Origin of the sequence: Allonocardiopsis opalescens (assembly GCF_003002095.1) — a bacterium.
Lineage (GTDB): Bacteria > Actinomycetota > Actinomycetes > Streptosporangiales > Streptosporangiaceae > Allonocardiopsis > Allonocardiopsis opalescens.
Genome location: NZ_PVZC01000003.1, coordinates 1 through 23,276 on the forward strand (window position 1 = coordinate 1; position 23,276 = coordinate 23,276).

Sequence of the window (23,276 nt, forward strand, 5' to 3'; positions counted from 1 at the left end):
ACCGATCGGTAGTCGTCAGTCCTGTAATTGCAGGTCAAACGCCATTCAGTCGACGTCGGTCCTGGTAGGTCAAACGCTCGCTTCAGTCCAGGATCTCTTGGAGCGTCTGCATGCCTACCTCCGGCATCAGGGGTGTGGCCTGTGGGCCTGGCGTGACGAGCGCGGCCTAGGCCGGTCTAGACCAGATGCGGACCGGTGCCAGCTTCGCCGCTATCCGCCCGCGCGTCAATCCCGCCGCGTCGCATCGTGCCGCCCGCTATGCCGGATCGTGTCCTCCCCGTGTCAGCCCCTCACCTGCGTCTTGTCGCAGGACTTGGCCAGGATGTAGTAGGTGTGCTATCAATCTAAGCAGTACTACTTCAGATCGACGGGAGACTGCTCCATGAGGACGGGGAGACGGCATGGCGACGCCTGAGTTCGCCGTCGAGGTCGACGGGCTGCGGATGCGCTACGGCCCGCACGACGTGCTGCGCGGGGTCGACCTGCGCGTCCGGCCGGGCGAGGTGGTCGCCCTGCTCGGCCCCAACGGCGCCGGCAAGACCACCACCGTCGAGATCCTGGAGGGCTTCCGGAAGCGCTCGGGCGGGCGGGTCGCGGTGCTGGGCACCGACCCCGACCGGGGCGGCGACGCCTGGCGGGCGCGGCTGGGCATCGTGCTCCAGTCCTGGAAGGACCACCCCTACTGGCGGGTGCGCGAACTGCTCGCGCACATCGCCTCCTGCTACCCGCGCCCGCGCCCGGTCGGCGAGCTGCTCGACTCGCTGGGCCTCGCCGAGCACGCCGGCAAGCGGGTGCAGCAGCTGTCGGGCGGCCAGCGCCGCCGGGTGGACGTGGCGCTGGGCATCATCGGCCGCCCCGAACTGCTCTTCCTGGACGAGCCCTCGGCCGGGCTCGACCCGCGCACCCGGCGCGACTTCCACGAGCTGGTGGAGCGGCTGACCGGCGAGGAGGGCGTCACCGCGCTGCTCACCACGCACGACATGGCCGAGGCCGAGCGGCTGGCCGACCGGATCGCGATCCTGGTCGGCGGCCGGATCGCCGCCTTCGGCACCCACGAGGAGCTGGCGGCGCGGGTGCAGGCGCCGGCCGAGGTGCGCTGGCACGACGGCGACCGCGTCCGCGTTGAGCGCACCCGCGAACCGGAGCAGCTGGTCTGGCGGCTGCACCAGGCCGCGGGCGGCCCGGTCCCCGGGCTGGCCGTGCGGCGGCCCTCGCTGGAGGACAGCTACCTGGAGCTGGTGCGGCAGGACCGCGCGGACCAGGACGAGGACGGATCCGGCGACGGCGTGCGCGGGGACCGCGCCGCAGAGGAGGTGGCGGCGTGAACGCGAGGCGGACGGTCACCGCGGGGCTGCGCCGGGGGTGGACCGAGTTCGGGCACTTCCTGGCCAATCCGAAGGAGATCTGGCAGACCACCCTGGGCGCCGTCGGCGTCTACGCGGCCCTCGTGCTGTTCATCGGCGACCGCGAGGTGCCCGGCACCGGCGTCCCGCTCGGCCTGTTCATCACGGCCGGCTACATCGCCACGATGATGATGCAGGTCGGCCTGTACAACCTGCCGATGATGATCACGGCCGACCGGGAGGAGGGCGCGCTGCTGCGGCTGCGCGGCATCCCGGGCGGCATCGCCGTCTACCTGGTCGGCAAGGGGCTGCTGGTACTGGCGGTCACGGTCACCGTGCTGGCGATGATGCTGGTGGCGGGCGTGCTCCTGGCCGGTATCGCGCTGCCCGCCGACCCGGCGAAGTGGCTGACCCTGGCCTGGGTGCTGGTGCTGAGCCTGCTGGCCACCGTGCCGCTCGGCGCGGCCGTCGGCTGCCTGCTGCCCAATGTGCGCTCGGGCGCCGGGATCCTGATGGTGCCCTTCATGGTGTTCATCGTGGCGGCGGGCGTGTTCTTCCCGGTCACCGCCTTCCCCGAGCCGATGCAGGCGGCCACCCAGGCGATCCCGCTGTACTGGATGGCGCTGGGCGTCCGCTCGGTCTTCCTGCCCGACAGCATGCTCGCCGCCGAGCTGCACGGCAGCTGGCAGCCGGTGGAGACCGCCGCCGTGCTGGGCGCCTGGGCACTCGCCGGCATGGTGCTCGCCCCGCTGCTGCTGCGCCGGATGACCCGCAAGGAGTCCGGTTCGCGGCTGGCCGCGCGGCGGGAGCGGGCCTCGGCCCGGGCCGTGTACTGATCCCGCCCCCGGCCGAGGTGCGGGAGACTAGGCGGGTGTCCTCCGAGGCGATCTACAACCGGATCGCGGTGCTGAGAGCCGAGCGCGGCATCTCGCGCCGCGATCTGGCCCAGGCCCTGGGGGTGCACTACCAGACGGTCGGCTACCTGGAGCGCGGCGAGTACAGCCCCAGCCTCTACCTGGCGCTGCGCATCGCCGACTACTTCGAGGTCCCCGTCGAGGTGGTGTTCTCCCTCAAGCCCTTCCCCCGGCTCGGCAGCGGCTGAGCGCCGCTCCCGGACCGGCGGGTCCCCACCCTGGAAAGGAAGAGGTGCCGTGAACGACCGTCCCGGAGGCGGCGCCGGCCGCGGCAGGCGGCTGTCGGAGTGGTGGCGGGCCCAGCGGATGGAGGCCGTCAACACCGATCTCGCGCCCGGCTGGTACCGCACCCGGGCCCGCCGCCGGGCGCTGGCGGCCGCCTCGGTCGCCCTCACCCTGGCGGGCGCCGCCGTGATCCTCGTCCTGGAGTTCGCCGACGCCGGCGGGCCCGCGGTCTGGGCGCTCCTCGCCGCCCTGGTGACGGTGGTGCTGCTGCAGTGCGCCACCTTCTCCCTGCTCAACATCGGCACCCGCGGCCTCACCGGGCTGCCCGAGCGCAGTCTGGACGAGCGGCAGCTGGCCGAGCGCAACCGCGCCGGCAGCCTGGCGCACCGGATCTCCACCGTGCTGCTGTTCGGCGCCTTCCTGGGGCTGTGCGCCGGGCTGGCCGTCAGCGGCGGGAACGGGACTGCGGTGCCCCCCGGCACCGCGATCGCCGCCATGTACCTGCTCGCCATGGTCCACATGCAGCTGCCCGCGGTCGTCGCCGCCTGGCGGCTGCCCGACGCGCCCGTGGACGAGGACGCCGACGACTGAGGGGCCGGCCGCACCGGCCGGCCCGCGCGGATTCGGAGACGCGATGAGGAACGCTTTGGGCGGCGCCGGGCGCCGGGCCGCCGCCTGGTGGTCGCGGCACTGGGACCGGCACGTCGCCGCGACCGTCGAGAAGGACTACCTCCCCGGCCTGTACGCCACCCGGCGGCGGCGCAGGGCGCTGGTCGCGATCGGCGTCTTCGGGCTGGCCTGCGTGTGGGTGGACGCGCTCGTGCTGTTCACCCTGGCACCCGGCGGCTTCGCGGTGGTCGCCAACACCGTGCTGCTGGTGGCCGCGATCGTCTGCACGGTGACGACGAGCGGGCTCCTCGGCCAGGCCACCCGCGGCAGCACCGACCTGGCAGAGCGCCACCTGGACGAGCGCCAGGTGGCCGAGCGGCTGCGCGCCTACACGATCGCGCACCGCTGGACGCTGGCGGCGCTGACCCTGCTCTTCGTGCCGTGGCTGCTGCTGTCGCGCGGCCGCGGCTTCGAGGCGCGGCTGCCGGAGATCGCCGTGATCGTGCTGCTCATGGCGCTGTGGTTCACCCACATGTACGCCCCCCGCTTCGTCGCGGGCTGGCGGCTGCCCGACGCCCCGCCCGACGAGGACGCCGACGACGGCGCGCAGGAGCCCGAGCGCTGATCCCGCAGCTCAGCGGCGCGCCCGCGCCGTGGCCGGATCCGGCCACCACCCCCAGGTAATCGCCACAACTCGCTCATCACTCCCATATGTGGCAGCGCGATCATGCTCTGGCACAGCCATCCCCCATGGAGGCGATGAGATGAGAGTTCCCCGACCGGGCCGCGGCCGCCGCCGACGACCCGCCGCCGGCACGGTGGCGACGGGCCTGGCCGCCGCGGTGCTGGCCGCGCTGGGCGCGACCGCGGTGGCGCCCGGCTCCCCGGCGCACGCCGAACCCGGCGACGCGGGCCCCGCCGGCGTGCTGCCGGCCTCGGGCTCCTGGACGGTCACCCTGCTCACCGGCGACGTGGTCGAGGTGACCTCCGATGCCGACGGCCGGGCGCGCACCGCCGTTCCGGAGCCGCTGAGCCCCTACCGGGTCTCGCACGAGCCCGACGGCGACGTGCTGGTCATCCCCCGCTCGGTCACCCCGCTGCTCGGCGGGGTGCTCGACCCCGAGCTGTTCAACGTCACCTCCCAGGTGCGCCAGGGCTACGACGACGAGTCCTCCGACACCATCCCGCTGATCGTGCAGCGCGAGGCGGGCGCCGACGCGGCCGCCGCCCTGGCCGCCGAGACCTCGGGACGCCAGCTGCCCAGCATCTCCGCGGTCGCCGCCGAGGTGGCCAAGGGCGAGGCCGAGCAGACCGGCGAGGCGCTGAGCGCCTTCGCCGCCGAGGCCGCCGGGCCGCTCGACGAGCTGGACGGCGTCACCCACGTCTGGCTGGACGGCCGGGTCACCACCGCGGCCGGCGCCGCGGCCGCCGCCCCCGCCGCCGCGGCCGAGCCCGCCCCGGACCTGGACCGCAACCTCGTCCAGGTCGGCGCCCCGGCCGCCTGGGCGGCCGGCTACACCGGCGCGGGCGTCACCGTCGCGGTGCTCGACACCGGCGCCGACACCGAGCACCCCGACCTGGCCGGCCGGATCGGCGCGGTCGAGAACTTCAGCGACGCCGAGGACGCCCTCGACCGCGACGGCCACGGCACCCACGTCGCCGCCACGGTCGCCGGCACCGGCGCGGGCTCCGGCGGCGCCCGCTCGGGAGTGGCCCCGGACGCCCAGCTGATCATCGGCAAGGTGCTCAACGACTGGGGCGAGGGCACCGAGTCGGGCATCATCGCCGGCATGGAGTGGGCCGCGCAGCGGGCCGAGGTGGTGAACATGAGCCTGGGCTCCTCCGAGCCCTCCGACGGCACCGACCCGATGTCGCTCGCGCTCGACGCCCTCACCGAGGAGCACGGCACGCTGTTCGTGGTCGCCGCGGGCAACTCCGGCCCGCTGAGCGGCACCATCGGCTCGCCGGGCGCGGCCGCGCGGGCGCTGACGGTCGGCGCCGTGGACGGCTCCGACGCGCTCGCCGAGTTCTCCAGCCGGGGACCGCTGCCGGGCGGCGGCGTCCCCAAGCCGGACCTGAGCGCGCCGGGCGTGGACATCGTCGCCGCCCGCGCCGCCGGCACCACCATGGGCGAGCCCGTGGACGAGCTGTACACCGCCGCGTCGGGCACCTCGATGGCCACCCCGCACGTCGCGGGCGCCGCCGCGGTGCTGGCCCAGCGCCACCCCGACTGGACGCCGCAGCAGCTCACCAACGCGCTGGTCGGCTCGGCCGACGAGCTCGCGGGTGACGCCTTCGACACCGGTTCCGGGCGCCTGGACCTGGGCGCGGCCGTCGCGGGCGGCGCCGTCCCCGGCCAGGACTCCGTGTACGCCCAGCTTCCCGAGCCGCGCGAGGAGCCGTTCACCCAGGAGCTGAGCTGGACCAACACCGGTGACGGCGAACTGGTGCTCGACCTGGCCGCCGGGCTGCGGGCCAGGAGCGGCGGCGCCGAGGCGGGCGTGTCGCTGGAGCCGGCCGAGCTGGTGCTCGCCCCGGGTGAGACCGGCACCGCGACGCTCACCGTCGACGCCGCGGGGCTGGCCAACGGGCTCTACACCGGCATGGTGACCGCGACCGGGGCGGGCACCGCGGCCCGCACCCCGCTGGCGGTCGACGCCCAGCCGCCGCTGGTCGACCTCACCATCGCCACCACCCCGCTGCCGGGCACCGCGGCGGAGGGCCCCGAGGTCTACTACTCCGTGGTGAACCTGGACGACTTCGGCGTCTACGGCCGGGTCGGCGGCTTCACCGGCGAGAGCACCACGCTGCGGGTGCCGGCCGGCCGCTACGCGGTCACCGGCGACATCGCCACCGGCGACCCCGACTACGACGTGGTCGCCCTGGCCGGCGACCCCGACGTCGCCGTCACCGGGGCCACCACGGTGGTCTTCGACGGCGCCGCCGCCCGGCCGGTCCACCCGCGGGTCGAGGGCGCCGACACCGCGCCGCCCGGCTTCGTCGCCGCCGGCCTGCTCAGCACCCCGGCGGCCGGTACCGGCGGCTTCGCGCTGCTGACCGACGAGGTCTACTCCTGGTACCCGCAGCCCCCGGTGCACGTGGCGCCGATGGAGGGCGCGGCCGAGGTCTTCGCCGGGGAGCTGAACCTGCGGCTCCAGGCGCCGCACCTGTCGGTCGAGGCCGGCGGCGCCGAGATCTCCGCGGTCGAGCTGGGCAGCGCCGGCCTGCCCGCCGGAGAGCGCACCCTGCCCGCGGTCGACGCCGGGGACGGCACCGACCTGAGCGGCAGCTCCGGCGCGCTCGCCGTGGTGGCGCTGCCCGCCGAGGGCGAGCGCGCCGCCGTCACCGAGCGGGCCGCGCAGGCGGGCGCGGCGGCCGTCGCCTTCGTGGACGAGTCGCGGCCCGGCATCGCCCCCTCCTTCGCCGGCTACGGCTGGGCCGAGGTGCCGGTGATCGCGGCGGGCGGCGAGGACGCGGCCGCGCTGCTGGCCGCCGCCTCCGCCGGCGGCGAGGTCTCCCTCGCGGTGGCGGGCAGCCCGTACGTGTACGACCTGGTGCTGCCGCTGCCGGGTCGGATGGAGCCCGAACCGGTGGTGGACGCCGCCGCGCAGCGGGAACTGGCCGTGCTCCAGGAGTCCTTCCACCGCGACGCCGACGGCACCGGCCCCGACTCCGACCGCCGCTACTACCTGGCCGGCTCGCTGATGAACCTGGACTCGGTCGGCCCGCTGCCGCAGACCAGGACCGCCTACCTCAGCCCGGGCGTGCCCTGGCAGAGCATGGCCATCGGCACCGCCGTGGACGCCTGGTTCCCCGAGGGCTACTCGGCGGCGCTGGCCCAGGACGCCGGCGCCGTCTACCAGGCGGGGGCCGAGCAGGAGGTGGCCTGGGTGACCCGGCCGCAGTGGCCGGGCTTCGTCGGCGCGCCGCAGGGCGCGTCGACCTGCCAGCCGACGCCGCCGGAGCGCACGGCCGAGCGGATGGACGTCTGGCTGGCCCCGTTCCAGGACGGCCGCGACCGGTACGGCTGCGCCGACCCGCTGGCGGCCGAGCTGTCCCTGGAGGTCGACGGCGAGCCCGTCGCGACCCATCCGGCCCACTTCGCCCAGTTCGAGGTGCCGGCCGGGACGGCCGAGTACCGGCTCTCCTACCAGCAGGAGGGGCAGGCGCCGTACCGGCACCGCAGCTCCACCGCGTGGACCTTCACCTCGGCGGCCCCCGCCGGGGGCGGGACCGCGCGGCTGCCGCTGCTGGGGGTCGACTACCGGCTGCCGCTGGACACCCTCAACCGTCCGCAGGGCGGCACGGCGGTGCTGGAGGTCGCGCCGGTGACCGGGACTGACCCGGAGCGGATCCGCCGCTTCCGGGTGTGGACCTCGACGGACTCCGGCGAGACCTGGGTGCCGGCCCGGGTGTCGCGCGCCGCTGAGGGCCGCTACGAGCTGAGGCTGCCGCGGGTGGCCGAGGGCACCGGCGTGTCGCTGAGGGTCGACGCCCTCGACGCACGCGGCAGCCGGATCGAGCAGGTCCTGTACGACGCCTACCGGGGCTAGCACCGGCGGGGAACCGGGGCCGCCCGGGACCGCGTGGTCCCGGGCGGCCTCAGCCCGCCAGGGCGGAGGCGGCCAGCAGGCCGAGCGCGGCGGCGGCCAGGCCGCCGCCGGTGCTCAGCACCGCGTTGGCCGCCGCGGCCGCCGGGCGGCCCGCGCGCAGCTGCCCGGCGGTGTCGTGCGCGAAGGTGCTGAAGGTGGTGAAGCCGCCGCACAGCCCCGCCGTCAGCCCGGCGGTGGCGGCGGGCGGCCAGCCGGCGGCGGCGAGGCCGCCGATGAGGCCGAACAGCAGGCATCCGGTGATGTTGACGGCGAGGATGCCCCAGGGGAAGCGGCGGTCGGCGCGCAGGTGGACCAGCCGGTCGACCAGGTGGCGGGCGGCGGCGCCCAGGGCGCCGCCGGCGAAGACCGCGAGCAGGACCGTCATTCCGCCTCCGCCTCCGGTTCCCGGCCGGCCGCGGGCCGCCCGCCGCGGCGCGCCGCCCCGACCAGGGCGGCCAGCCGCCTCGCCCCCGACCAGCCCACGTGCGCGGCCAGGACGCCCCCGGCCAGGCTCAGCAGCAGGTATCCGGCCGCCGCGGGCGGCGCCCCGGCCGCCAGCCGCGCGTACGCGTCCCCGGCCAGGCCGGAGAAGGTGGTGAAGCCGCCGAGCAGGCCGGTGCCCAGCAGCGGCCGCAGCGCGCGCAGGCGCGGCCGCGCCTCGGTGGCCAGCGCGGCCAGCGCCCCCAGCAGCAGCGCGCCGCCGGTGTTGACCGCGAGGGTGGTCCAGGGGAAGGCGCCGGGCTGGACCGGGACCGCGAGAACGAGCAGCTGGCGCAGTACGGCGCCCGCGCCGCCGCCCAGCGCGACCAGGGCGAGCACCGGGAGTTCGCGGCGGGCCGCGGAGAAGGCTTTCGGCATGGCTGACCCCACTCTGTCGAGTAGGGACCGTTGGCGGCGGTGCGCCGCGGTTGAAGGCGGGCCCCACCGCCGTCAGGCACTCTAACCGAGGCTCCGGCCCCGCGGATTCCCGGTCAGCTGCTCCAGCAGCAGCGAGGTGACGGCGTCGGCCCGCTCCACCGTCACCAGGTGCGCGGCGCCGGGCACCTCCACGTAGCGGGCGTCCGGGACGGCGCGGGCGATCGCCCGGCCGTGCGCGGGCGGGGACGTGGGGTCGTGCGCGCCGGTGATCACGCAGGTGGGGGCCTTGATGCCTTCGACGCCGACCCGCAGGTCGGTGCCGGCGACCGCCTCCAGGCAGCCGGCGAAGGACTCGGCGTCCACGGCCTCGAAGTCGCGGCGCAGCCGGGCGACGTGCACGGGGTGGCGGCGCGGGTAGCCGGGGGTGAACCAGCGGACCATCGCGCCGTGGGAGACGGCCCGGGTGCCGCCCTCGCGGACCAGCGCGGCGCGCCGCCGCCAGAGCTCGGCGGGCGCGAAGTTCGGCGAGGCGCCGACCAGGGTCAGCCCGTCCACCCGCTCGGGCGCGTTGAGGGCCAGCCATATCCCGATCGTCGCGCCGACGCCCACCCCGGCGGCGGCGAAGCGGTCCACCCGCAGCCGGTCGAGCACGCCGAGCGCGTCCAGGCCCAGCTCCTCCAGGGTGTAGGGGCCGGGCGCGCTGGGCGAGGAGCCGTGGCCGCGGTGGTTGACCCGCACCACCCGCAGGTGGGGGCGGAGCGCGACCAGCTGGGGCGTCCAGACGTCCAGCTCGGTGCCGAGTTCGCCGAGCAGCAGCAGCGCGGGCGCGTGGCGGGGACCGTCGACGGCATACTGGAGCGGAAGGACGGTCATGGCGGATCCTGTGGGGCGGTCAGGGCGGCGGCGGGACGGCTTCCCGCGGCGCGGCGGCCACCACCATGATCGTCCTCCGCGCCGGTCTTGTCAGGGCATCCGGAAGACTCGGTATCCGAAAAGTGAACGGCCGCCCCATTCCGGCGGCGACCGTTACCGAATCGAGGCGCGGACGGGCCGCCTCAGCCCTGCCGGTAGCCCGCGAGGAAGGCGCCGATCCGGTCGATGGCGGTCTCCAGGTCCTCGGTCCGGGGCAGGGTGACCACCCGGAAGTGGTCGGGGCGCGGCCAGTTGAAGCCGGTGCCCTGCACGACCAGCAGCCGCTCGGAGCGGAGCAGGTCCAGCACGAAGCGCTCGTCGTCGCGGATCGGGTACACCGCCGGGTCGATGCGCGGGAAGGCGTAGAGCGCCCCCTTGGGCTTGACGCAGCTGACGCCGGGGATCGCGTTCAGCCGCTCCCAGGCGGTGTCGCGCTGGGCGGTGAGCCTGCCCTGCGGCAGCACCAGGTCCTTGATGGTCTGGTGGCCGCCGAGCGCGGTGGCGATGGCGTACTGGCTGGGCACATTGGGGCACAGCCGCATGTTGGCCAGGATCTCCAGGCCCTCCAGGTAGCCGGCCGCGTGCTGCTTGGGCCCGGTGACCGCCATCCAGCCCGAGCGGAAGCCGGCCACCCGGTAGCTCTTGGACAGCCCGTTGAAGGTGAGGGTGATCAGGTCGGGGGCCAGCTCGGCCGTTGAGACGTGCTCGGTGCCGTCGTAAAGGATCTTGTCGTAGATCTCGTCGGAGAGCAGCACCAGGTTGTGCCGGCGGGCCAGCTCCACGATGGCGTCCAGGACGTGCCTGGGGTAGACGGAGCCGGTGGGGTTGTTCGGGTTGATGACGACGAGCGCCTTGGTGGCCGGGGTGATCTTGCGGGCGATGTCGTCGACGTCGGGGTACCAGTCGGCCTGCTCGTCGCACAGGTAGTGCACCGGGCGGCCGCCCGACAGGCAGACCGCGGCGGTCCACAGCGGGTAGTCGGGGGCGGGGATCAGCACCTCGTCGCCGTTGTCGAGCAGCGCCTGCAGCGACATGACGATCAGCTCGGACACGCCGTTGCCGAGGAAGACGTCGTCGACGTCCACGCCGGGCACGCCCTTGTCGTCGTAGTACTGCGCGATCGCGCGGCGGGCGGCGAGCAGCCCCTTGGAGTCGCCGTAGCCGTGGGCCGACGGGAGGTTGGCGACGACGTCGCGCAGCAGTTCCTCGGGCGCCTCGAAGCCGAAGGGGGCGGGGTTGCCGATGTGCAGCTTGAGGATGCGGTGGCCCTCGGCCTCCAGCCGCTGGGCCTCCTTCAGCACCGGCCCGCGGATGTCGTAGCAGACGTCCGCGAGCTTGGCCGACTGGGTGATCTGCATTCCGTCGCCTCCTGGATGGGTTCCCGCCTCGCTCCGGCGCGCCGCGCCGGCGCCGCCTACCGGTCCTGCCGCGCCCCGGTCGCCGCCGCGGCGGCCGGGGCGCCGGCCGGGTCCTCGGCGGCGCGCCGGTCCTCGGCCTCGCGCCGGATGGTCCACCACCAGAAGTAGGGGGCGATCACGGCGAAGACCCACCACTGCCCGGAGTAGCCGAGGTTCTGCCAGTCCCAGCTGACCCGCTCGGTGACCGGCGGCGGCAGCGGTGCGACGGCCGGGTCGGGCGCCGGGTCCTGCCCGGTCAGCTCGACATGGCCATCGTAGATCGGGTACGGCCAGAGGTTGACCAGCGCCGATCCGTTGATCGCGTTCACCTGCCCCTCGGGCAGGCCGCCCCGGCTCGGGTAGTCCAGCGGCGACTCGGCCGGGGTGAGCCGCCCGGTGACGGTCACCTCGCCGCCGGGCACCGGCGGCACCTCGGGGACGTCGTCGTTGCTGCCGGGCAGCCAGCCGCGGTTCACGGTGACGGCGGTGCCGTCCGCGGTGACCAGCGGCGCGATCAGGTAGAAGCCGTCGCGGTCGTTTAGGACGCGGTCGGGCACCAGCAGCTGGCGCTCGCCGTCGTAGCGGCCGGTGACGCGGACGGAGCGGCCGGCGGCGGTTTCGGTGAGCCGGCCGCCGGGCGGCAGCACCTCGGCGAGTTCGGCGGTCTCGGTGGCGGGCAGCGGCCGCGACTCCGTCTGCCTGGCGCGGTCGAACTGCCACAGGCCCAGGGCGCAGCAGACCGCGACGGCCAGCACCACCAGCAGGTGGCCCAGCAGCCAGCGCGGGCGCAGCGCGAAGCGGTACACGGCGTCAGCCTAGGCGGGGCCGAGCGGGCGGAGAAAACCGGACCGCAGGTCTTGTCACGGGTACATCACTTTCAGTAATCTTCAGATCACTCAGAGTTGTTTAGCCTGATCAGGGCCGGGTAATTCTGAGACTGCGTCAGGCAGACGCCCCGAAAAGCCATCCCGGGTCGCAGCTCCTGGGGGGAGGAGCAGGCGGCCGCCGGGGGCCATCTCCGTAACTGAGGGGGGATACGGAGATGGCCCCCCTTCTCGTGCCCGCCCGGCCCCCGCCGGTCAGGCCGCGGCCGCGGCGGCCGACTCGCGCCGCGTCACGCTGCGCTCGGCCACGAAGCTCATCACCGGCACCGTGCCCGCCAGCATGATCAGCAGGGCGTACCCGGGCGACCAGCGGCGGACCACCATCAGCGCCAGGGTCAGCACCACGTAGGCGATGTACAGGAAGCCGTGGATCGGGCCGATCACCGCGACCAGCAGGTCCTGGTCCCAGATCCACTTCAGCGGAACGGCCACGAACACCAGCAGGATCAGGCCCACGCCGGTGACGTAGGACGCCACCCGGTAGGCGGTCAGCAGAGCAGGACTTCTCACGGGTTCACCTCGGAAAAGGGACCGGCGACCGGTCGGGGAGGGTGCGGCCCGGCCCGGTGCGGGGCCACCGCCGGTCCGAGCCTATGCGCCCCGCCGCGCGGCCCCGCACCGGCCCCGCGCACCCGCCCGCGAAGGCGGCCCGATGTCAGTGCCGGACGGGAGAATCAGAGCAGTACCGGGGGTGTCCGCCCTGGTCGGACGGGTCGTGTCCGGCCGCGGGCCGGACGCGCCGCGACCCAGCGAGGGGGTTCCCGCGAGCCATGCTCACACCGACCACCCGATGGAACGCCGCCCGGCGGCGCCAGCGTCTCGCCATCGCCCGGGCCCTGCACAGCCGCCGCCGCGCCGCCGAGGCGCGCGCACCGCGGCCCGAGCGCGAGGCCGCCCGCCCCGCCCGCCCCGAGCCTGCGCGGTAGCCCGCGCACCGCGCCCGGGCCGGCGGTGCGGCCCGGGCGCGGCGGCCGTCACGACCTGCTCGGCGGCCGCCACTGCCCCGACGACACCTGCGTCCAGCCCTGCGGGATGGTGCGCAGCATGATGAAGGCGTCGATGATCCGGAAGAAGAGGAAGAACACCCCGTAGAACAGGTAGCTCGGCCGCCGCCGGCAGGCCGCGATCACGCAGGTGACGAAGTAGCCCGGCGCCACCAGCCCGACCAGGATGAGCGGCAGCGAGAAGGACGCACTGACGCGCTGGTACTCCACCGCGTAGGGCTGCCACTGCAGCACCCAGCCGTCGTTGATCAGCGGCAGCGCCAGGAAGACGGCCAGCACCAGCACCGCGAACAGCGCGACCGCCACGAACAGCACCTCCACCACCCACACGATCAGCACGAAGCAGAACACGCTCGGCCAGATGCCGTGCCTGCGGATCGTCTGGTAGAAGCCGAGCTGCCAGCGGCGCACCTGGCTGATGTAGTCGCGCAGGTTGTGCGGGTCCTGGCTGTAGGCCTTGATGCCGGGGTGGAAGCCGATCCGGCCGAGCCGCTTGTGCTGCAGCTCGAAGGTCATGTTGTAGTCCTCGATCACCAGCCCCTCGGGGTTGATGTCGATGTGGCGCAGCGCCGAGGAGCGGTAGATGCTGGCGAAGCCCGGCACGATGAAGGCGGCGCTGATCCACCGCCAGGTCATGCCGAAGCGGCTGAGCAACTGGAGCGTCAGGTACACCTGGTCGCGGTAGGCGGTGATCATCCGCCCGATCCAGGAGCGCTCCTTGGGGCGCCACTGGGTGACGGCGTAGCCCGCGATCGCGGCGATCTTGGGGTCCTCGGCCATCATCCGGCGGGCGCGCCGCAGGTAGTTCACGTCGAGTTCGCTGTCGGCGTCCAGGATCAGCACGCCGTCGTAGCGGTCGGTCAGGCCGAAGTGCTCGATGGCCGCCTCAAGCGCGCCCGCCTTGCCCTTGTTCGGGTACAGGTCGAGCACGTTGATTCCGGCCTCGCGGGCGATGTCGGCGGTGGCGTCGATGGAGGCGTCGGAGACCAGGTAGATGTCGCGGTCGTCGAACAGGCGCTTGGCCGAGGCGATCGCGTCGGCGATCACCAGCTCCTCGTTGTGCGCGGGCATCAGCACCGCGATGGTGACGCGCTCGGCCAGCGCGTCGAGGTCGTCGGCGGCCTCGTCGTCCGGGACGGCCGGCGGCTCGGAGCGGTCGAGCAGGTCGACGCGGACCAGGCCGTCGTCACCCGGGCCGACCAGCGCGGCGCGGGCGCCGGCGCGGGCCCGGCGCGCGCCGGAGCCGACGGCGAGCCGGGATCTGTGCCGGACGGCGCGGCGGCGCCGGCGCGCCGACGCCAGCGTGCGCACGCCGTCGTCGACCAGCCGCACCAGGCCCAGCGCGGACCACAGCGCCAGGTTCACCCCCAGGGTGAGCCAAATGAACAGGGTGGTGGGCGTGCCGTTGCCCGACACGTCCAGCGCGTAGCCGAGCCACAGCACCATGACGGCGATGCCGAGTGCGGCTGCCACGAGGAAGCTGGTGCCCTCGCCGACGGCCCGGACCAGTCGCACTCCCGGCCTCCTCGGGTGACCGAACGGGTCGTCCCGTTCGTCGATGTAACGCAGACGCCGGAGTCCGCTCGGCGGTTCACCGGCGTGAACGACCTAAGCAGGCCAGGGAGAATCGTATGTCCCGGTTGAACGGCTTGCCGAGGATTCATCCGATACGAAGGTCCCGACCCGGCCCTCACCATTGAGAAGTATGTTCCAGCCCGCGCCCCCGCGCATGTCGGTAGTGAAATATCGCAACATTGCGGTGCTCGACATAGAACTACTCCCGAACTACTTTTATCAGTCGAGTGCCCGAGCTGCTACTAAGCCGACGAGGAGCCGCTGTGCGCGTCGCCATGCACCAGCCGCACTACCTGCCGTGGTTGGGCCTTGTCGACAAGGTCGACCGCTGCGATCTCTTCGTGGTCGTCGACCATGTCCAGTTCGAGCGCAAGGGCTGGCAGAACCGCAACTACGTCGGCGCCCTGGGCGGACCCATGATGCTCACGGTCCCCGTGGTGCAGCACAGCCGCGCCGAGCTGATCGCCGACAAGCTCGTCGACAACCGCAAGCGCTGGGGCCTCAAGCACCTGCGCACCCTCGCCGACAACTGCTACGGCCGCACCCCGTTCTGGCGTGTCTACCGCGCCGAGTTCGAGGCGATCTACACGGCCGAATGGGAGCGGCTCGCCGAGCTCTCGCTCGCCACGACACGCATGGTCCTCGACGCCTTCGGCATCGACACACCGATGGTGCGCTCCAGCGAGCTTGGCCCGCTGACCGGCAAGAAGACGGATATGATCGCCGAGATCGCGCTCCGGGTCGGTGCCGACACGGTGCTGTCGGGCGACGGCGCGCGCGGCTATCTCGTGCCCGAGGCGCTGACCGACCGAGGCATCGCCCTGGAGTGGCAGGACTTCCAGCACCCCGTCTACCGCCAGCACGGCAGGCACGGGGACTTCCTGCCCCGGCTCGCGGCGATCGACCTGCTGGTGAACCACGGCCCGGAGGGCGTGGAGGTGCTGCGCCAAGCCCGGTCGCATCCCGTCCGCACCTGAGTCCGGCCGCTGGCGTACCCGATATCCGGCTCCCGTGCCACGCGCAGTCCGTGGCCGACTCCGCGACGAGGAAAGCACGCATGACGATCGACTGGTCCCGGCAGCGCATCCTGGTCCTGGCCCCGCACCCCGACGACGAGACGCTCGGCTGCGGCGGGCTGATGAGCAAGGCCGCCGAGGCGGGCGGCGAGATCTACGTCCAGTTCCTCACCGTCGGCGACACCGCCGACTTCTCCCCGGCGGGGCTGTCCACCGCCGACGAGCGCTACGCCGAGATCGAGAAGGTCGCCGAGAGCTACGGCTGGCGGCAGTGGCACATCGCCTTCCCCGGCGACGACTACCACCTCAAACTCGACGCGCTGCCCCGCTTCGACCTGATCGGCGCCATCGAGCGGCACAGCCCGCTGGCCATCAACACCATCGAGCCCACCGTCGTCATCGCGCCGCACCGCACCAGCTACAACCAGGACCACCAGGTCGCCGCCGAGGCCGCGCTCGCCGCGCTGCGCCCGTCCAACACGGCGCTCAAGCACCACCCGAGCCTGGTGCTCAGCTACGAGGAGGCGGCCGACCAGTGGCGCGCCGACGCCGTGCCGCCGCCCAACCTCCTGGTCGAACTCCAGCCCCACCACGTCGACCACAAGATCCACGCCATGTCCCTGTACGGCACCCAGGTGCACGACCACCCCCACACACGGTCCGAACTCACCCTGCGCAGCCTCGCGGCCCTGCGCGGGATGCAGGGCGGTACCTCCTTCGCCGAGGGCTTCCACTGCCTTCGCTGGCTGGGCTGACCGCCCGGCCGAACGTCGCACGACCGACACTCGCCACCACACCGGGAGGTACCTGTGCGGGCACTCGTCACGGGCGGAGCCGGCTTCATCGGTTCCCATCTGGTCGACCACCTGTTAGCGCTCGGCGCGCGGGTCACCGTGCTGGACGACCTGTCCACCGGGTCGGAGGCCAACCTCGACCAGGTCAAGGGGCACTCCCAGCTCAGGTTCGTGACAGGGTCCATCCTCGACGAGCGGCTGGTGGACCGGCTCACCGCCGAGACCGACACCGTCTTCCACCTGGCCGCGGCCGTCGGCGTGCACACCATCGTCGACCACCCGCTGCGCTCGCTGCGCACCAACCTGCACGGCACCGAGAACGTGCTGGAGGCGGCGCGCCGCGCCGGGGCGCGGGTGCTCGTCGCCTCCACCAGCGAGGTGTACGGGAAGAACGACGCCGACGGCCTGGACGAGGAGGCCGACCGCATCCTCGGCTCACCGCTGAAGAGCCGCTGGTCGTATGCGGCCGCCAAGGGCCTGGACGAGCTGATGGCCTACGTCTACGGCCAGCAGTACGGCCTGGAGGCCGCGATCGTGCGGCTGTTCAACGTGGTCGGTCCCCGCCAGACCGGCCGCTACGGCATGGTGGTGCCGCGCTTCGTCGACCAGGCGCTGCGCGGCGAGCCGCTGACCATCTACGGCGACGGCACCCAGCGCCGCTGCTTCGGCTCCGTCTACGACGTGGTGCCCGCCATGGTCGCCCTGCTCGACCGGAAATCCGCCCACGGCAGGGCCGTCAACCTCGGCGGCTTCCAGGAGACCAGCATCCGCGCCCTGGCCGAGCGGGTGCGCGAGCTGACCGGGTCCGCCAGCGAGATCGTCTACGTGCCGTACGAGGAGGCGTACGGCGAGGGCTACGAGGACATGCAGCGGCGGATGCCCGACACCGGCCTCGCCAAGCGGCTGATCGGCTACGCGCCGTCCTACTCGCTCGACGAGATCATCACCTCGATCGTCGCGGCGCGCGGCGGACCCCGCCTGGTCGATCAGGCGGCGGCACCGCTCACCGTGTGAGGGGGACGAGCCGGTCCGGCGCCCCTGGGGCGGCGCCGGACTCCGGTTCACCCCGGCCAGACCGCCGTCGCGGCCACCGCGAGGCCGAGGGCGGCGGTCACCGCGCTCAGCCCGTACAGGGCGGCCGCGCCGCCCAGCGGGGCCGGCGGGGCGGCCGCAACGCGGCGCCAGCGGCGCCGCACGTATCCGCCGATCAGCGCGCAGGCCAGCGCGATCACCAGCACCGCGCACAGCAGCGGCGCCCCGGCGCGGGCGGGGTCGCGCAGCAGCAGCAGGGCGACCGCGAGCACGGCCAGCAGGGTGCGCTGCCACGACAGCAGGGTGCGCTCGGGCTGCAGGGCGGGCGGCGCGGCGCGGGCGGGCACCGCCCTCACCAGGCCCAGTCGGCGGCGATGGCCGCCAGGCAGACCAGCGCCACACCCGCCGACAGCACCAGCGGCAGCAGCGAGGTGGGCAGCGCCGCCGAGCGGCGCATCGCCCGCTGCACGCGGTGCCAGCGCACCGGGGCGGCGAGCGCGATGCACACCGCGAGGGCGCTCAGCCCCAGGCCGACCGAGAGCCGCAGCCAGCCCGGCCAGTCCACCGGCACGATGTGCAGCACCGCGACACCGCCGGCCAGCAGGCCCAGCGCCGTCCTGATCCAGGCGAGGAAGGTGCGCTCATTGGCGAGGGTGAAGCGGTAGTCGGGCTCGTGCTCCCCCGCCGGCGGCGCGGGGCCGTCGGCCTGCCGGTGCGCCGACGCGCTGGTGTCGTCCACCCTGGCCTCCCTTCTGCGGTGCGGCGGGCGCCGCCGGGCGCGGCGACGGGCTCCACCGCCGACCCTAAGCAGATCAGCGATTCCCGCCCAAATCAGCCGTCAACGCCGGTGAAGTGCGGATTCGGCCGGGGCGCCCGGCGCGTCGGGCGCGGCGCGGACGGCGCGAGTGGACGCGGGCGGCGGGGGAATGTCTGCGGGCGCGTGTTCATTGAGTGGGAGAGACCCCGCAGTCACCGAGTTGGGAGATGAGATGGCGACCGTAGAAGTGACCACGGCCAACTTCAAGGAGACCGTGGTCGACAACGACTTCGTGCTGGTCGACTTCTGGGCGTCCTGGTGCGGTCCCTGCCGGCAGTTCGCGCCGGTGTACGACAAGGCGTCGGAGCGCCACCCGGACCTGGTCTTCGCGAAGGTCGACACCGAGGCCCAGCAGGACCTCGCCGCCCAGTTCGACATCCGCTCCATCCCGACCCTGATGGTCATCCGCGAGCAGGTGATGATCTACTCCCAGCCCGGCGCCCTCCCCGAGGAGGCCCTGGAAGACCTCATCCGCCAGGCCCGCGAACTCGACATGGACAAGGTCCGCGCCGAAATCGCCCAGCAGCCGCAGCCGCAGGAGTGACCTGGGGTCGCTGACACGGCGCGCACGGAGCGCCTCCGCCTACGGCGGGGGCGCTTCGCGATCTCGGCGGCGGGGCGGGGACCACGGTCACCTGGGCCGGGCCCCTGAAGTCGGCGCCGGAACCCGGACCGGCCGGCACGACCCGCGGGTGACGGCCCTCGGGCCCGGGCCTTGGGTCACGACCCGCAGGTCCGGGCCACGGGTGACGGCCCACGGTCCCGGCCCGTGGGTCACGACGCACATCCGTGCCACGGGTCATAGTCCACGAGTCGCGCCCGGGTGACAGCCCACGGGTCACGCCCCATGCGGCGGACAGCCCCTGTGCATAAGTCGACCGGATTCGCCCGCACCGTCCACAAGGCCCGCCACCGCACGGCCTGCCGCCTTCCGACCTGGAAGAATGGATCTCGGGGGGTACCCCCGAGCACCCCGCCCCGCCATCGCCCGCGGCCGAGACCAGGCCCGGCCCCTCCCGATGCCAGGCTCGATCCGCCGCCCGTCCCCAGGCCCCGTCCGCCACCTGGTACCAGGTCCGGTCCGCCGCCTCGCGCCTGCCGGCGCCCTGTGCACAAGTCGACCGAATCCGCCCGCACCGTCCACAGGCCCCCGCCACCGCACGCCCCGACACCGCCCGACCTGGAAGAATGGATAACGGGGGGTACCCCCGAGCGCCCGTGCCGGTGCGCGCACCCGGCGGGGGCCGCGGCCGCTGCCTAGACTCGGGGGCATGCTCCGACTCGGGTATCCGGTGATCGGCGTGGCCGACATCGACCGCGCCGTCGCCTTCTGGACGTCCGCACTCGATCTGGCGGCCACGTCGGAGTGGGCGAGTCCCGACTGGCGCACGCTGCACCATGTCGACGGGTCGGGGCGCGCGCTGTGCCTGATGCGCAGCGGCTCGCCCGCCGAGGCGCGGCCGCGGATCCACCTGGACCTGCTGGTCGACACCACGGCCGAGCAGCAAGCGGAGGTGGAGCGGCTGGTGGGCCTCGGTGCGAGCCGGGTCGACTGGGACTCCTACCCTCCCGAGCCCGACTTCGTGGTGCTCGCCGACCCGGACGGCAACCTCTTCTGCGTCGTGGACCTCAGCCGGGCGCCCTCGGGTTCGGCGGGTCGGTGACGCGCCCGTGACGGCGCCGCGGCCCGGGGTGCACGGAGCCGCGGCGCCCGGCCCGGCCTAGCTCGCCGGCGCGGCCTGCCCGCCGCCGAAGACCTTCTCGACGAGCTGCTTCGTCACCTGCTGGAAGGTGCCCGCCAGCGTCATGGCGGCGTCGTCCACATAGGTCAGCGAGGCGGTCAGGGTCCGGCCGCCGTCGGGCGTGCTGTACATCAGTGCCGCATAGCCCGAGATGCCGCCGTTGTGGGAGATGATGGTGCCGCCGTCGTCGGTGGTCACCACGAACACCCCCAGGCCGTAGTCCATGTTCGGGATGCCGGTCGGGTGCGGGGCGCACATCTCGGCCAGCAGCGGGGCCGGCAGCAGCCGGCCGCCCGTCAGCGCGGAGATGAAGGTGTGGAGGTCCCGGGTGGTCGAGATCATGTCGCCGCCGGTGGAGACCCAGGAGGGGTTCTGGCGGCTGATGTCGACCGTCCGCTGCTCGCCGGCCTCCTCGTACCGGTAGTAGGCGTGGGCGTACGGCTCGGGGATCTCCGGTGAGGTCTCCGGCACCACGGTGCCCGACAGCCCGAGCGGCTCCAGCACCAGCCGCCGCATCTCCGCGGCGAACGGGCGGCCGGTGGCCTTCTCGATCAGCAGTCTGAGCAGCACGTAGTTGGTGTTGGAGTAGCTCCAGCCCGTCCCCGGCTCGAAGCGCGCCGGCTTGGACAGCGCCAGCTCCACCAGTTCCTCCGGCCGGTAGGTCCTGAACCTGTCATCCAGCCACGCTTCGCCCCCCTCTCCGTAGGGCAGGCCGATCCCCGGCACGACGGTCCCGTCCTCGCCGACCTCGCCGGTGAAGTTGAACACCCCGCTGGTGTGCCGCAGCAGCATCCGCACCGTGATCCGCCGGTCCGGCCCGAACTCGGGCAGGTGGTCGGCCACCGGGTCGTCCAGCCCGAAGGCGCCCTCGGCGACCAGCCGCAGCGCCAGGGCGGCGGTGAAGGTCTTGGTGTTGCTGCCGATCCGGAAGTGCCCGTCGACCGGCGGCCGCTCCGTGCCGCCCAGCTCGCGGAGCCCGGCGCTGCCGGCCCACTCGCCCCGCTCGTCGTGCACGCGCAGCGTGACTCCGAGGAAACCGGCCTCGACGATCTCCTCGATGGACTTTCGCAGCTCCGGGCGGTCCTGCCCGGCGGCGGCCTCCCGCAGGGAGCCGCGGTCCGGAGTGGGCTGGTCGGTGGAGGTGACGGACATGGTGGTGCTCCTTCGGGAGGTGTGCGGACTCCGGCCGAACGGACGGGATCGCCGGTCCGCCGGCACCGCGCCAACGTTCAACGATCTCTGAACTTCTGCAACGGTACATTGCATTCACATATTCGTCAACGACGGATCTGACTCATTCTCCGTGCTCAGTACACAGATAAGATGGATATTGCAATGAGCATGAAGCTGAACGCAATCAGCGCCCTCCGGCCCGCATTGCAATGACCCGAGAACGGAGGCATACTGTGCCACGGGTGCGCGGTGCCGGCTCCGCGCACCCCGGCGAAGGGAGGCGGGCACCGATGCCCGGAGGCAGGCTGACCGCCCGGGAGCGGGAGCACATCGCCGCGGGGCTGGCCGAAGGACTCGGATACACCGAGATCGGCGCGCGCCTGGGCCGGCCCGCCTCGACCGTCATGCGGGAGGTCGGCCGCAACGGCGGACCCGAGTCCTACCGCGCCGACCGGGCGCAGGCGGCCACCCGGCACCGTGCCCGCCGGCGCAAGCAGGCCCGGCCCCCGGCCTCGCCGGCCCCCGGCGGCGACGGACGGGACCCCCGGGTGGTCCAGGACCTCGCGGAGTCCTACACCGCCCTCCTCATCGAGCAGGGCATGCCCCGGATGATGGCCAAGGTGCTGACCTGCCTGTACATCACCGACTCCGGCACCCTCTCCGCCGCCGACCTGGTCCAGCGGCTGCGCGTCAGCCCCGGGTCCGTCTCGCACGCCGTCGCCTACCTAGAGCAGCAGGGACTGCTCAGGCGGGAACGCGCTCCCGGCACGCGCCGCGAACGCTATGTCATCGACGACGGGATCTGGCTCCGGTCCCTCCACGCCTCGATCCGGATGAACGACGCCCTGGTCACCGCGTCGCGGCGCGGAGCCGAGATCCTCGGAGCGGCGACCCCGGCCGGCGCCCGCTTCGCGTCCACCGCCGAACTCCTCATCCTCGTGAACGAGGCCCACCAGGCGGCCATCGAGGAGTGGCAGCGCAGACGGGACCCCAAGGCCGGGCAAGGGTCCTGACCTGCTGCGGGACCGGTCCGGCGCCCGTCCGCCCGGCCCGGGCCGCGGCCGGCGAGGCGCCCGGGGCACTGCGCCCGCCCCCGGCAGGCCCGTCGGCTCGAATACGCGCACCGAAGTCCACCAGGTGCCGCCCGCCGCTCGACGGGCCGCAGGCCCGGCCCGGGCCCCTCGACGCACGGCAGGGTGCCGGCCGGGCCGCGCGCCGACGGCCCCGCCGGAGCATGACATCTGTCATGCCCCGACCCGTGCGGGACGCGGAGAAAGCCGTGAGCGATGACACTCGGTCACGGCTCCGCTCCGGATTAGCGTCGAGGCATGCACTCCGACCACGACCGCCGTCCCCCGGCCCCGCCACCGGCCGCCGCCTTCGGCACCGCCCCGGACGCGAGAGCGGTACGGACGGCTCCGCGCGCACCGTCCGGGCCGAACCCGCGCCGCCGCGGCCCGCGGCCGGTCCCGCCGGGCGTGGAGTACCACCGCGTGCTCGCCGGGGAGAAGCGCCGGATCGGGCGCGGCATCCTCGCGATCGTGCTCGTACTGGCCGGGATGTTCGTCTCCGGCTTCGCCATCACCCAGGCCGCCGCCCTCATCGACCTGCGGATGGGCCGCAGCAACCCGGCGATCGGCGGCACCGACTACACGCCGCTGTACCACGGCGCGGCCATGTTCTCGCTCGCCCTGCTCATCCCGTGGAGCATGCTCGTCCAGCGGTGGCTCTACGGGGTGCCGGGCGCCTCGCTGCACTCGGTGCTGTCGCGCTTCCGCTTCGACGTGTTCGGCCGGGCGCTCCTGCTCATCGGCCCCGTCTGGCTGGTCCCCACCGTCGTCCTGCACCTCGCGATGCCCTCCGAGCAGACCTACTGGCCGGTCGCCGACCTGGTCGCCGTCTTCGCCGCCACCCTCCTGCTGACGCCGCTGCAGTCGGCGGGCGAGGAGTACGGCCTGCGCGGACTCGTCTTCCGGGTCGCCGGGAGCTGGAGCCGCGGGCCGCGCACGGCGCTGGTCGTCGCCGTCCTCGTCTCCAGCCTGGTCTTCACGGCCATCCACGGCGCGACGGATCCGTGGATCAACCTCTGGTACTTCACGCTCGCCGTCAGCCTGGCCGTCATCACCTGGCGCACCGGCGGCATCGAGACCGCCGTCGTGGTCCACGCGCTGCTCAACACGCTCACCTTCCTCCTGGCCACCGCCGTGCACGCCGACCTCGGCGGCTCCATCGCGGACCGGTCGGCGGGCACCGGATCGCCCGCCCTGCTGGTGCCCGGCGTCACCGTCGCGCTGATCGCGGCGGTGGTGTGGTGGCGCACGCGCGGGTCGGGTCCGGCCCTGACCCCCGCGGAGCCGCCGGCCGGGCGGTCCCGGACGGCAGAATGAGG

The 23,276-nt window shown here is 73.9% G+C and carries 24 protein-coding genes; 14 read left to right on the plus strand and 10 right to left on the minus strand.

The genetic code is table 11. The features are described from left to right. The first annotated feature begins 401 nt into the window (after nt 1–401). The 6 genes from CLV72_RS10080 (at nt 402) to CLV72_RS10105 (ending at nt 7,644) form a co-directional block, all read left to right on the plus strand. On the plus strand, nt 402–1,325 hold the full coding sequence (locus CLV72_RS10080; RefSeq protein ID WP_211302802.1) for an ABC transporter ATP-binding protein: 924 nt from the start codon (nt 402–404) through the stop codon (nt 1,323–1,325). Continuing rightward, the gene (locus CLV72_RS10085; RefSeq protein WP_106243753.1) at nt 1,322–2,179 is read left to right on the plus strand and encodes an ABC transporter permease; all 858 of its coding nucleotides are present in this window, start codon (nt 1,322–1,324) and stop codon (nt 2,177–2,179) included. The genes CLV72_RS10080 and CLV72_RS10085 overlap by 4 nt, the downstream gene beginning before the upstream one ends. A 35-nt stretch (nt 2,180–2,214) precedes the next feature. Continuing rightward, nucleotides 2,215–2,445 carry a helix-turn-helix transcriptional regulator gene (locus CLV72_RS10090; protein ID WP_106243757.1) on the plus strand — a complete coding sequence of 77 codons (231 nt, stop codon included), beginning with the start codon at nt 2,215–2,217 and terminating at the stop codon, nt 2,443–2,445. 49 nt (nt 2,446–2,494) lie between these two features. After that, a complete protein-coding gene (locus CLV72_RS10095; RefSeq protein WP_106243760.1) occupies nt 2,495–3,073 on the plus strand; it encodes a hypothetical protein in 579 nt (192 codons plus the stop codon). Nucleotides 3,074–3,116: 43 nt separating this feature from the next. Further along, the gene (locus tag CLV72_RS10100) at nt 3,117–3,716 is read left to right on the plus strand and encodes a hypothetical protein (RefSeq protein WP_146159404.1); all 600 of its coding nucleotides are present in this window, start codon (nt 3,117–3,119) and stop codon (nt 3,714–3,716) included. 139 nt (nt 3,717–3,855) lie between these two features. Further along, the gene (locus CLV72_RS10105; protein ID WP_146159405.1) at nt 3,856–7,644 is read left to right on the plus strand and encodes a S8 family serine peptidase; all 3,789 of its coding nucleotides are present in this window, start codon (nt 3,856–3,858) and stop codon (nt 7,642–7,644) included. Between the two features lie 49 nt (nt 7,645–7,693). On the opposite strand, the gene CLV72_RS10110 is transcribed toward CLV72_RS10105, so the two are convergent. The 6 genes from CLV72_RS10110 to CLV72_RS10135 all read right to left on the minus strand — a co-directional run bounded on the left by CLV72_RS10110 (nt 7,694) and on the right by CLV72_RS10135 (nt 12,244). Beyond that, a complete protein-coding gene (locus CLV72_RS10110; protein ID WP_106243772.1) occupies nt 7,694–8,068 on the minus strand; it encodes a fluoride efflux transporter FluC in 375 nt (124 codons plus the stop codon). Next, on the minus strand, nt 8,065–8,541 hold the full coding sequence (locus CLV72_RS10115; protein WP_106243775.1) for a Fluc/FEX family fluoride channel: 477 nt from the start codon (nt 8,539–8,541) through the stop codon (nt 8,065–8,067). Before CLV72_RS10115 ends, CLV72_RS10110 begins: the two co-directional genes overlap by 4 nt. 81 nt (nt 8,542–8,622) lie before the next feature. Then, nucleotides 8,623–9,414 carry an alpha/beta fold hydrolase gene (locus tag CLV72_RS10120; RefSeq protein ID WP_106243778.1) on the minus strand — a complete coding sequence of 264 codons (792 nt, stop codon included), beginning with the start codon at nt 9,412–9,414 and terminating at the stop codon, nt 8,623–8,625. A 182-nt stretch (nt 9,415–9,596) separates the two neighbouring features. Beyond that, nucleotides 9,597–10,811 carry a pyridoxal phosphate-dependent aminotransferase gene (locus tag CLV72_RS10125; protein ID WP_106243782.1) on the minus strand — a complete coding sequence of 405 codons (1,215 nt, stop codon included), beginning with the start codon at nt 10,809–10,811 and terminating at the stop codon, nt 9,597–9,599. Nucleotides 10,812–10,867: 56 nt separating this feature from the next. Then, nucleotides 10,868–11,656 carry an SURF1 family protein gene (locus CLV72_RS10130; protein ID WP_106243785.1) on the minus strand — a complete coding sequence of 263 codons (789 nt, stop codon included), beginning with the start codon at nt 11,654–11,656 and terminating at the stop codon, nt 10,868–10,870. Nucleotides 11,657–11,929: 273 nt separating this feature from the next. Next, a complete protein-coding gene (locus CLV72_RS10135) occupies nt 11,930–12,244 on the minus strand; it encodes a DUF3817 domain-containing protein (RefSeq protein ID WP_106243787.1) in 315 nt (104 codons plus the stop codon). Nucleotides 12,245–12,504: 260 nt separating this feature from the next. Between CLV72_RS10135 and CLV72_RS32125 the strand changes: the two genes are divergently transcribed. Beyond that, nucleotides 12,505–12,660 carry a hypothetical protein gene (locus tag CLV72_RS32125; protein ID WP_170140942.1) on the plus strand — a complete coding sequence of 52 codons (156 nt, stop codon included), beginning with the start codon at nt 12,505–12,507 and terminating at the stop codon, nt 12,658–12,660. A 48-nt stretch (nt 12,661–12,708) separates the two neighbouring features. Here the strand turns inward: CLV72_RS32125 and CLV72_RS10140 are convergent, their stop codons facing one another. After that, complete coding sequence (locus CLV72_RS10140; protein WP_342755660.1) at nt 12,709–14,253, minus strand: glycosyltransferase family 2 protein; 1,545 nt, start codon at nt 14,251–14,253, stop codon at nt 12,709–12,711. Between the two features lie 323 nt (nt 14,254–14,576). Between CLV72_RS10140 and CLV72_RS10145 the strand changes: the two genes are divergently transcribed. The 3 genes from CLV72_RS10145 to CLV72_RS10155 all read left to right on the plus strand — a co-directional run bounded on the left by CLV72_RS10145 (nt 14,577) and on the right by CLV72_RS10155 (nt 17,137). Beyond that, nucleotides 14,577–15,290: a WbqC family protein gene (locus CLV72_RS10145; protein ID WP_106243790.1), complete on the plus strand. Its 714-nt coding sequence runs from the start codon at nt 14,577–14,579 to the stop codon at nt 15,288–15,290. 80 nt (nt 15,291–15,370) lie between these two features. After that, complete coding sequence (locus tag CLV72_RS10150; RefSeq protein ID WP_106243792.1) at nt 15,371–16,084, plus strand: PIG-L deacetylase family protein; 714 nt, start codon at nt 15,371–15,373, stop codon at nt 16,082–16,084. 54 nt (nt 16,085–16,138) lie between these two features. After that, nucleotides 16,139–17,137 carry an NAD-dependent epimerase/dehydratase family protein gene (locus tag CLV72_RS10155; protein ID WP_106243795.1) on the plus strand — a complete coding sequence of 333 codons (999 nt, stop codon included), beginning with the start codon at nt 16,139–16,141 and terminating at the stop codon, nt 17,135–17,137. 47 nt (nt 17,138–17,184) lie between these two features. On the opposite strand, the gene CLV72_RS10160 is transcribed toward CLV72_RS10155, so the two are convergent. Further along, nucleotides 17,185–17,511: a DUF202 domain-containing protein gene (locus CLV72_RS10160; RefSeq protein ID WP_170140943.1), complete on the minus strand. Its 327-nt coding sequence runs from the start codon at nt 17,509–17,511 to the stop codon at nt 17,185–17,187. Next, complete coding sequence (locus tag CLV72_RS10165) at nt 17,508–17,894, minus strand: YidH family protein (RefSeq protein WP_106243801.1); 387 nt, start codon at nt 17,892–17,894, stop codon at nt 17,508–17,510. The genes CLV72_RS10160 and CLV72_RS10165 overlap by 4 nt, the downstream gene beginning before the upstream one ends. Nucleotides 17,895–18,144: 250 nt before the next feature. On the opposite strand from CLV72_RS10165, the gene trxA reads away from it, so the two are divergent. Beyond that, entirely contained in the window at nt 18,145–18,516 is a 372-nt protein-coding gene (trxA, locus tag CLV72_RS10170; protein ID WP_106243805.1) for a thioredoxin, read from the plus strand. Between the two features lie 727 nt (nt 18,517–19,243). Continuing rightward, the gene (locus CLV72_RS10175; protein ID WP_106243809.1) at nt 19,244–19,636 is read left to right on the plus strand and encodes a VOC family protein; all 393 of its coding nucleotides are present in this window, start codon (nt 19,244–19,246) and stop codon (nt 19,634–19,636) included. Nucleotides 19,637–19,693: 57 nt separating this feature from the next. Here the strand turns inward: CLV72_RS10175 and CLV72_RS10180 are convergent, their stop codons facing one another. Then, on the minus strand, nt 19,694–20,866 hold the full coding sequence (locus CLV72_RS10180) for a serine hydrolase domain-containing protein (protein WP_106243812.1): 1,173 nt from the start codon (nt 20,864–20,866) through the stop codon (nt 19,694–19,696). Nucleotides 20,867–21,177: 311 nt separating this feature from the next. On the opposite strand from CLV72_RS10180, the gene CLV72_RS10185 reads away from it, so the two are divergent. Both CLV72_RS10185 and CLV72_RS10190 read left to right on the plus strand, forming a co-directional pair. Then, a complete protein-coding gene (locus CLV72_RS10185) occupies nt 21,178–21,900 on the plus strand; it encodes a GbsR/MarR family transcriptional regulator (RefSeq protein ID WP_106243815.1) in 723 nt (240 codons plus the stop codon). 315 nt (nt 21,901–22,215) lie between these two features. Next, nucleotides 22,216–23,274, plus strand: a complete 1,059-nt coding sequence (locus tag CLV72_RS10190) for a CPBP family intramembrane glutamic endopeptidase (protein ID WP_106243818.1) — start codon at nt 22,216–22,218, stop codon at nt 23,272–23,274. Nucleotides 23,275–23,276: the final 2 nt, after the last annotated feature.

What these genes read in the sequence shown, in the direction of transcription:
- CLV72_RS10080 (WP_211302802.1), top strand. Translation starts at nt 402, where the DNA reads ATGGCGACGCCTGAGTTCGCCGTCGAGGTCGACGGGCTGCGGATGCGC.
- CLV72_RS10100 (WP_146159404.1), top strand. Translation starts at nt 3,117, where the DNA reads ATGAGGAACGCTTTGGGCGGCGCCGGGCGCCGGGCCGCCGCCTGGTGG.
- CLV72_RS10105 (WP_146159405.1), top strand. Translation starts at nt 3,856, where the DNA reads ATGAGAGTTCCCCGACCGGGCCGCGGCCGCCGCCGACGACCCGCCGCC.
- CLV72_RS10110 (WP_106243772.1), bottom strand. Translation starts at nt 8,068, where the DNA reads ATGACGGTCCTGCTCGCGGTCTTCGCCGGCGGCGCCCTGGGCGCCGCC.
- CLV72_RS10115 (WP_106243775.1), bottom strand. Translation starts at nt 8,541, where the DNA reads ATGCCGAAAGCCTTCTCCGCGGCCCGCCGCGAACTCCCGGTGCTCGCC.
- CLV72_RS10120 (WP_106243778.1), bottom strand. Translation starts at nt 9,414, where the DNA reads ATGACCGTCCTTCCGCTCCAGTATGCCGTCGACGGTCCCCGCCACGCG.
- CLV72_RS10125 (WP_106243782.1), bottom strand. Translation starts at nt 10,811, where the DNA reads ATGCAGATCACCCAGTCGGCCAAGCTCGCGGACGTCTGCTACGACATC.
- CLV72_RS32125 (WP_170140942.1), top strand. Translation starts at nt 12,505, where the DNA reads ATGCTCACACCGACCACCCGATGGAACGCCGCCCGGCGGCGCCAGCGT.
- CLV72_RS10150 (WP_106243792.1), top strand. Translation starts at nt 15,371, where the DNA reads ATGACGATCGACTGGTCCCGGCAGCGCATCCTGGTCCTGGCCCCGCAC.
- trxA (WP_106243805.1), top strand. Translation starts at nt 18,145, where the DNA reads ATGGCGACCGTAGAAGTGACCACGGCCAACTTCAAGGAGACCGTGGTC.
- CLV72_RS10175 (WP_106243809.1), top strand. Translation starts at nt 19,244, where the DNA reads ATGCTCCGACTCGGGTATCCGGTGATCGGCGTGGCCGACATCGACCGC.
- CLV72_RS10180 (WP_106243812.1), bottom strand. Translation starts at nt 20,866, where the DNA reads ATGTCCGTCACCTCCACCGACCAGCCCACTCCGGACCGCGGCTCCCTG.
- CLV72_RS10185 (WP_106243815.1), top strand. Translation starts at nt 21,178, where the DNA reads ATGCCCGGAGGCAGGCTGACCGCCCGGGAGCGGGAGCACATCGCCGCG.
- CLV72_RS10190 (WP_106243818.1), top strand. Translation starts at nt 22,216, where the DNA reads ATGCACTCCGACCACGACCGCCGTCCCCCGGCCCCGCCACCGGCCGCC.